The 7,528-nt window shown below is 65.9% G+C and carries 4 protein-coding genes; 1 reads left to right on the top strand and 3 read right to left on the bottom strand.

Going from position 1 to position 7,528, the window contains the following annotated elements:
- On the top strand, positions 1-218 hold a 218-nt coding region (locus tag VA603_RS06045), incomplete at its 5' end, for a DUF933 domain-containing protein (protein WP_323438242.1).
- A 465-nt stretch (positions 219-683) separates the two neighbouring features.
- Here the strand turns inward: VA603_RS06045 and VA603_RS06040 are convergent.
- The 3 genes from VA603_RS06040 to VA603_RS06030 form a co-directional block, all read right to left on the bottom strand.
- Positions 684-1,319 carry a response regulator gene (locus VA603_RS06040; protein ID WP_323438241.1) on the bottom strand — a complete coding sequence of 212 codons (636 nt, stop codon included), beginning with the start codon at positions 1,317-1,319 and terminating at the stop codon, positions 684-686.
- Complete coding sequence (locus VA603_RS06035; protein WP_323438240.1) at positions 1,294-4,494, bottom strand: hybrid sensor histidine kinase/response regulator; 3,201 nt, start codon at positions 4,492-4,494, stop codon at positions 1,294-1,296. Before VA603_RS06035 ends, VA603_RS06040 begins: the two co-directional genes overlap by 26 nt.
- A 170-nt stretch (positions 4,495-4,664) precedes the next feature.
- Complete coding sequence (locus tag VA603_RS06030; RefSeq protein ID WP_323438239.1) at positions 4,665-7,451, bottom strand: TonB-dependent receptor plug domain-containing protein; 2,787 nt, start codon at positions 7,449-7,451, stop codon at positions 4,665-4,667.
- Between the last annotated feature and the right edge of the window lie 77 nt (positions 7,452-7,528).

The following is a 7,528-nucleotide window of genomic DNA, read 5'->3' as shown; positions in this document are numbered from 1 at the left end:
CCTGGACCGTGCGCAAGGGGGCCACCGCGCCGCAGGCCGCCGCGGTGATCCACACCGACTTCGAGAAGGGCTTCATCCGCGCGGAAACCATTTCCTACGCCGACTTCATCAAGTACCGCGGCGAAGCCGGTGCCAAGGAAGCCGGCCGCCTGCGTCTGGAAGGCAAGGAATACCGCGTGCAGGAAGGCGACATCCTGCATTTCCGCTTCAACGTCTGATTCGCGGACGTTGCTGCATCACAAGGCCCCGCACCGCGGGGCCTTGTTGTTTCTGCCCGATGGTGCATACGTGTGATGTGGTGAATTATTGACCAGTGGTTGAAGCGCCTTGTCGCGCAATGGCTGCAAGCACTTATCCACATGCTTCTCCCATCGCTTTCCACATGGGGTGTGGAAAACCGTCCGAGTGCTGGCATCCATCCCTTCCCTCTGGCGAAGCCAAGGGGAGGGCGGGGGAGGAGGCGCTCGCTGCCGGTGCCGGGATTGCACGCTGGTGAAAATATGATCACGCTTTCGAAACCCTTGCAGCGCAGGGGCTGCACGCGGTTATCCACACGCTTCTCCCATCACTCTCCACATGCCATGTGGAGAACTGCATGCGCACCACGGTTTCCCCAGCAATGCAGCGTCCACGCCGTGATCAGCGACAGGTTCCCGCCTGGTACGCGACAACGCAGACGGCGATCACCGGAACAGATCCGACGCCAGGCAGAACGAGATCAGTTCCTGGTCGGTGCGCGTACCCAGCTTGCGCATGGCGCTGACCTTCTGCGTGCTGACCGTCTTGATGCTGCGGCTGAGCAGGCGCGCGATATCTCCCACCGAGCGGCCGTTGGCGAACAGGCGCAGCACTTCGAACTCGCGTGGCGACAACCGCGCGGCAGGCGTCATGGATACCGCGGCGCGGTCAGCCCATGTCTGCTCCACCGGCCGGTAGATGCGGCGCGCCAGCAGCGCGGACAGCGCGAGCCCCAGTTCGGCGGGATCACCACTCTTTCGGACCACGCCACCCGCACCGGCGCGGTACATCGCAGCGATGATCGACGGGTTGGATACCATGGTCAGTACCAGCAGGCGGCTGTGCGGGAAGTGCCGCAATAGATAGGACACCAGCTTGATGCCATCGCCAAGCGCATCGTTGCCCGGCATGTTGTAGTCGGTGATGACGATGTCGGGGGCATGCGCATGCATCAACGCGACCAGCGAGGAGGGATCCTGCGCCTGGCCGACCACTTCCAGCCGGGGGTCATGCTCGATGGCGTGGCGGATGCCCGCCAGGACGATCGGGTGATCGTCAGCGATCACTACGGTTGCGTGCATCAGCGTCCTCCGTCCCTGCTGCGGGCATCGGCGCAAGTCGCGACGTTACCGGGCCGGCCGTCTCCAGTTGGCGCAGTGCGCCCTCCAGCCGGAAGACGAATGTGTTGGTTGCATCGATGGCCTCCGCCCAAGGGGCGGAGCCGGCCACCTGCCGCTCGGCGAGCTGGGCGGCATCGGCCAGGCCAGTGGCCGAAACAACGACCAGCGCGCCACGGATCCGGTGCAGCAGCTGCGAGGCCAGTGGGCGTTCGGCATCGGCCATTGCTACACCCAGGTGGCTGATGTCCGAACGCATCGTGTCTATGAACACCTGCAGTACGTCCGCTGGCACCTGCAACGCATCCGTCGTGGTGGAAGGGGCAGCGACAGGGGCGAGGGCGGGTTCCTCCAATGCCTGATGGGGGGACAGACCGAGCGTCGCCAACTGGGCCTGCAGCGCCTGCAGGGTGATGGGCTTGAACAGGCAGTCGTCCATGCCAGCCTCGCGGCATAGCGCACGGATTTCGGGCGCGGCGTTGGCGGTGGCGCCGATGATCGGCGTCGAGATGCCGACCGCGCGCAGCCGACGCGCCAATGCGTAGCCGTCGATCCGCGGCATGTTGATGTCGCTCAGGATCACGTCGAAGTCGCGTGCGCGGCAGCAGGCCAATGCCTCGCAGCCATCGGCGGCCAGGGTCGGCTGGCAGCCGAGCGCTTCGAGCTGCTCCTGGAGCAGCAGGCGATTGATGGGGTTGTCCTCGACCACCAGCACCTGCAACCCGAGGGCATGTCCATGACGGGGAGCAGCGGGGGGCGCAGGCAACAGCACCCCCTGCTGCAGTTGTGCCACGCCGGCGGCGATGGCGCGGATGCTGAAGAGGCTGACGATGCGTTCGTCCGGCCGCGCCGGATGAGCGATGGGCTGGTCGCCGGCATCGGGCGTGGTGATCACGCGCGGGCCGGACCAGGACAAGGGCGCCGCGCCGCCGGGATCGCTGTCCACCAGGATGGCGCCCGGTTCGATGGCCTGCATCAAGCCCGGCCATGGTCGTGCCGTGGCGCCCCAGCGTTGCAGCCATTGGCAGGCGCTCTCGGTCAGCTCCAGCACCGGGCAGCGCACATACACCACCGGTTCGGCGAGCAGGCGCGGCGTGTTCCCATCCTCTTCCGCGGCGGTGGGTAGTGGTAGGCGGATGGTGAAGCTGCTGCCCAATCCGGATGCACTGACCAGCTGCAGCTCGCCATGCATCTGTTCGACCAGATGGCGACTGATCGACAGCCCCAGCCCGCTGCCCTCCGCGCGGTGCTGGCCTTCGACCTGCTGGAACGGCTTGAACAGGCGTGCCTGGGCCGCTACGGGGATGCCCACGCCGGTGTCGGTGACCTGCCAGCAGATGCGCTGCATGCCGGCCTCGTCCTGCTCGGGCCAGACCCGCATCACGATCCGCCCACTGTCGGTGAACTTGATCGCGTTGCTCAGCAGGTTGCCCAGGATCTGGCGGATGCGATCGGCGTCGCCGGTGACATGCATCGGCAGGGTCGGGTCGGTGCAGACCATGATCTGCAGCTGCTTGCGCAGCGCTGCATCGGCATAGCTGCGCAGCGTCGTCTCGGCCAGGTCCAGCGGGCAGAACGGTGCCGGACGGATGCCGAGCTGTCCCGATTCGATCCGCGAGACGTCCAGTACGTTGCTGATCAGCTGCAGCAGGACCGCCGAGGACTGTTGCAGGGTTTCCAGCAGGCGCGCCTGCCGTGGATCCAGCGAGGTGCCGGCAAGCAGTTCCAGCGTGCCAAGCAGGCCGTGCAGTGGCGTGCGGATCTCATGGCTCATCGTCGCCACGAATGCGCTCTTGGCCTTGCTGGCGTTGTCGGCCGCCAACTTTGCATTGGCCAGCGCGGCCTGGATCTGGCGGTGTCGGCTGATGTCGCTGAACACGCACAGCAGTACGTCTTCATTGTGGTAGCGGGTGGCGCTGTACAGCACCTGCAGCTCGCGGCCATCATGCGTGGTGAAATCGCGTGCCTGCCGGGCCGCGGTGGAGGCATGGCTGCTGCGGGCGATGCTGCGCCACGCCGCGTTCCAGTCCTCGCTGCGATGGTCTGCGCCCAACCAGTCGCGTGCCAGTTGGTTCTCCAGCATGATCTGGCCATCGTGGCAGCGCAGCACGCAGATGCCGACCGGCGCCATCTCCACGACCGTGCTGCCGAAATGGAAACTCTCCAACAGCTGCCGGTGCTGGTCACGTGCCGGGCCGATGATCTGGCGGTCGAGCTTCAGCGTCAGTGCGCGCAGGGTGACGGCCGCCACCACGCATAGCAGCAGGGTCACCGCCAGGGGCATGCCGATGTCCTTCAGCAGCCGCGCGGGGCGGACATGCTGGACCAATCGCCAGTCGTCCCGGCCGATCCCCTTCAGCAATGTCAGCCCGTGCAGCCAGGCGAAGCCGAAGCGATCACCCTGCAGTTCGCGCAACCATGGCGAGGGCGGCGCTCCCTTGCCAGAGTTTGTGGGAGGCACCGGCTGTCCACTGGCATCGAGTAGCGCGCAGGCGCTGGTGGTGCCGCAACCAACGACGGCGGCGGATGCTGCGGCATCCAGGGCCAGTACCAGCCAGTGCTGCGGTACGGTGGCATCATCGATGGCGCGATAGAGGTGGATCGTGCCCGGTGCCTGCGGCGAGGCCAGCCATTGCACCTGCGGGGGGCTCTGCCCGGGCGCGGCATGCAGGCGCAGGAGGGTTGCATCCACGCCGATGGGGACGCCTGCGGTTTCGGTGTTGATCGGGGAGAGCCAGCGCCCGGAGGCATCAGTGCCCGGGCCCACGTGGATCAGCCGCACCCCCAGTTCCCGCAGGGTGCGCTCGGCCCGTGCGGGCAGCAGCAGTTGCAACTGCTGGCGGCTGCCAACCTGGCCCAGCGGCAGGTGCCGGACCGCGCCTTCGATCACCGGGAGGGGAGTGTCCTCCCGCAAGGGCACCTGCACGACCGAATCGGCCAGGTAGTTCAGCAGCGCTTCGCGTTGGTCGAAGTAGAGCTGGGTGCGGTAGGCGCGGGCGTTCATGTCGCGACGGTGCTGCGACACTGCTTCGTCCAGCTGGCCCAACAGGTAGAAGACGGCGGTTCCGAGCAGGCACAACAGCACACACAGCGAAAGTGCGCGCAGCAGGACGCTGGCGGCGACCACGGGGGCGTCCATGGCATGACGCCGGGGAAGAAGGCGGTGCATCGCTGCATGCTAGGGAGCGGCCACTGACGCGCACATCAGTGGATTCCTAAATTGCCATCCGAGAACTGGAGGCGCCGCTGGATGGCGAAAAAACGAAGCCCGCCTTGCGGCGGGCTTCGGGTACGGCAGTCAATCGATGATCACAGCGGTTTGCCGCCCAGCTTCCAGGTCACCTGCACGAAGTAGCTGCGGCCGATGGTGTCGAACCACGAGGTGTTGTAGTACGGATAGGCCGCCCAGGTGGCATCCTTCGGCGGCATCTTGTCGAACAGGTTGTTGACCGTCAGCGACACCCGCAGGTGGTCGGTGATGTCATACCGCGCCGCGGCGTTGAAGCGCCAGGTGGCCTCGGTCCACGCGTCGTTGTCGTAGTTGGCGACGCGGCCCAGGTAGTTGCCGAACAGGCTGGCACCCCACTGGTCACGGTCCCAGCTCACGCCCAGGTTGGACTTCACGCGCGGCATGGTGGTGTCGACGAAGGTGACGGCCAGCATGTCCTCGGTCGGGTCGCCGGGATACTGCTGGCGGGTGTGGTTACGTGCCCAGGTGTAGCTGCCGCTGAGGTTGAAGTTGCCGATGCGGGTGGTCGGCAGGCGGTAGTTGGCGGTCACGTCCACGCCCGAGGTCTCCTCGCGGGCGATGTTGATCGGCGCGAAGTGGACGCTGGTGATGGTGCCGTCGGCGTCCCGGATGACACGGGCCAGCGCATCGACGCAGGTCGGCGAGTTGATGTCCACCGCCGCACCGCTGTCGGTCACGCCCAGCCGGCAGTTGGCTTCGGTGATGCGCAGCACCTCGCGGTCCTGCGACTGCACCTGGTTCATCACCTTGATCTTGTAGTAGTCCACCGCCAGGTCCAGGCCGTCGATCGGCGACCACACGAAGCCGGCCGTGAACGACTTGCTGGTCTCCACGTCCAGCTCCTCGTTGCCGGCATAGACGTCGAGGGTGTTGGTGTCCCAGTCGCCCTCGTTGTAGCACTTGCCGTTGTTGAAGCCGGGTTCATCGGTACGGCACTGGTAGTAATCGGTGGAAACCTTGCGGTAGAAATCATCGCCGGCGAACAGGTAGTGCATGTCCGGCGCGCGGAAGCCGGTGCCGTACGAGCCGCGCACCAGCAGGGTGTCGAACGGACGCCATTCCAGGCCGGCGCTGTAGGTGAACTTGCCGGGGTTGCGGTTGCCGAAGCTGTAGCGGTCATAGCGGCCGGCCAGGCTGGCTTCCAGGTTCGAAGTCACCGGCACGCGCAGTTCGCCCGCCGCGCTCCAGCGGTTGCGGCTGCCATCGCCATCGCCGTACTGCGGGCCGTAGTAGGCATCGGCGGTCAATGCCAGCGGATCGGGATTGATCGCATACGACTGGCGGCCGTACTCGATGACGCCGGCAAAGCCCACGTCACCGGCCGGCAACGAGAACAGCGAGCCATTGTCGGCGGTGAAGCTGACGTTGTCGTTCTTCGCCTCGGGGCGGAAGGTGGACATGGCGGCGAACGAGGCAAACTGCGCCGCCGTCAGCGGGGTGTACAGGCGGGCCGGATCGGGGTTGTAGATCGCATAGCCATCGGCGTCGTAACCCAGGCGTTCGCCCAGGAAGAAGCGGTTGGCGGCGTCGGCCTTGATGCGCGGCATCTTCACGTCGGCCTTGTACTGGGAATGGTTGTAGGCCGCTTCCCAGTTCCAGTTCTCGCCGAACATGCCCTTCAGGCCGGTGGTCACCGCCAGTGTCTTCTGGGTGGTGGTGTTCATGCGGTTGCCCAGGCCGCCCACTTCCTCGGGGCTGAACTGCCGCTGCCAGATCTCGTAGTGGCCGGTGCCGGCGTTGTAGAAGACCTTGTCGTTGTTGTCGGTCGAGGCGGGGTCGTGGAACTCCCAGCCCATGTTGTCGCTCACCGCATTGTTGCCGCCGTTGCCGGTCATCAGCTTGACCTTCTGGTGGCCCAGCTGGACATCGGCGAACCACGACAGCGCGTCGTTGAAGCGGTACTCGAACGAACCGTAGGCGGTGGCGCCCTTGCGCTCGTTGACGATGGTGCGATAGCCGACGACGCGGTCGCTGCCGCAGTATGGCTCGCCATAGCGGTCGGCGGCCAGCGTGGTGCTGCCGCCGTTGAGCGCCCCCAGGTTCGCGCATGCGCCTTCCGGGTCCATCGCCACGTCATCGTCCACGTCATAGCGACGGGCCACCAGGTGCGGCAGCCGGCTGCGCTCGGTCGGGCCATCGAACGTGGAATCCTGGGCCTTGCGATCGCTACCCCACAGCGGACGCTTGTTGATCAGTTCCACGCCGACGATGCCGGTGAAGTTGCCGCGGTCAAAGCCGGTCGTCAGGGTCAGGTCATGCGATTCACCGCCGCCGCGACTGGTGTCGCCGTAGCGGTAGTCGATGGTGGTGCCATCGGTGGATTTCTTCAGGATGAAGTTGATCACGCCAGCCATCGCGTCGGAGCCGTACACGGCCGAGGCGCTGCCGGTGAGCACTTCGATGCGGTCGATCATTCCCAGCGGAATGTTGCCGACGTCGGTGAAGTTGCTCTTGCCGTTGAGCGGGAGGGGGAAGTCGGCGATGCGGCGGCCGTTGATCAGCACCAGCGTGTGATTCGGTCCGAGTCCACGCAGGTCCACGGCCTGTGCGCCGGGCGTGGACTGTGCGCCGGTGGTGTTCTGCTGTCCCTGCGTGTAGCCGTTGTTCTGGCTTAGCGCGCGAAGTACATCGGGTACCGAGGTCAGGCCGGCGGCCTTGATCTGTTCGGCATTGATGACACTGATGGGTGCGGGCCCCTCCACCTGTGCGCGCGGGATGCGCGAACCGGTGACCTGCACGGTATCCAGTTGTTGGGGCTGGCTCCCCGAAGTGGTTTGGGCCATGGCCGGTGCGGTCATGGCGAGCAGGGCCAGCTGTATCGAACACACCATTGCGTGCTTACGCATGAATCAGCTCTCTGATGAAAAGTGTTCTGGAAATCCCCCCGGCAGTTCCTGTCAGGAAACGCCGCCTACCCCTGTCA

Origin of the sequence: Stenotrophomonas capsici (genome assembly GCF_034961085.1) — a bacterium.
Lineage (GTDB): Bacteria > Pseudomonadota > Gammaproteobacteria > Xanthomonadales > Xanthomonadaceae > Stenotrophomonas > Stenotrophomonas capsici.
This window is presented reverse-complemented; position numbering and strand designations above follow the sequence as displayed.

Bases quoted from the DNA above. Each gene is read 5' to 3' on its own strand.
- VA603_RS06040 (WP_323438241.1), bottom strand. From the start codon at position 1,319: ATGCACGCAACCGTAGTGATCGCTGACGATCACCCGATCGTCCTGGCG.
- VA603_RS06035 (WP_323438240.1), bottom strand. From the start codon at position 4,494: ATGGACGCCCCCGTGGTCGCCGCCAGCGTCCTGCTGCGCGCACTTTCG.
- VA603_RS06030 (WP_323438239.1), bottom strand. From the start codon at position 7,451: ATGCGTAAGCACGCAATGGTGTGTTCGATACAGCTGGCCCTGCTCGCC.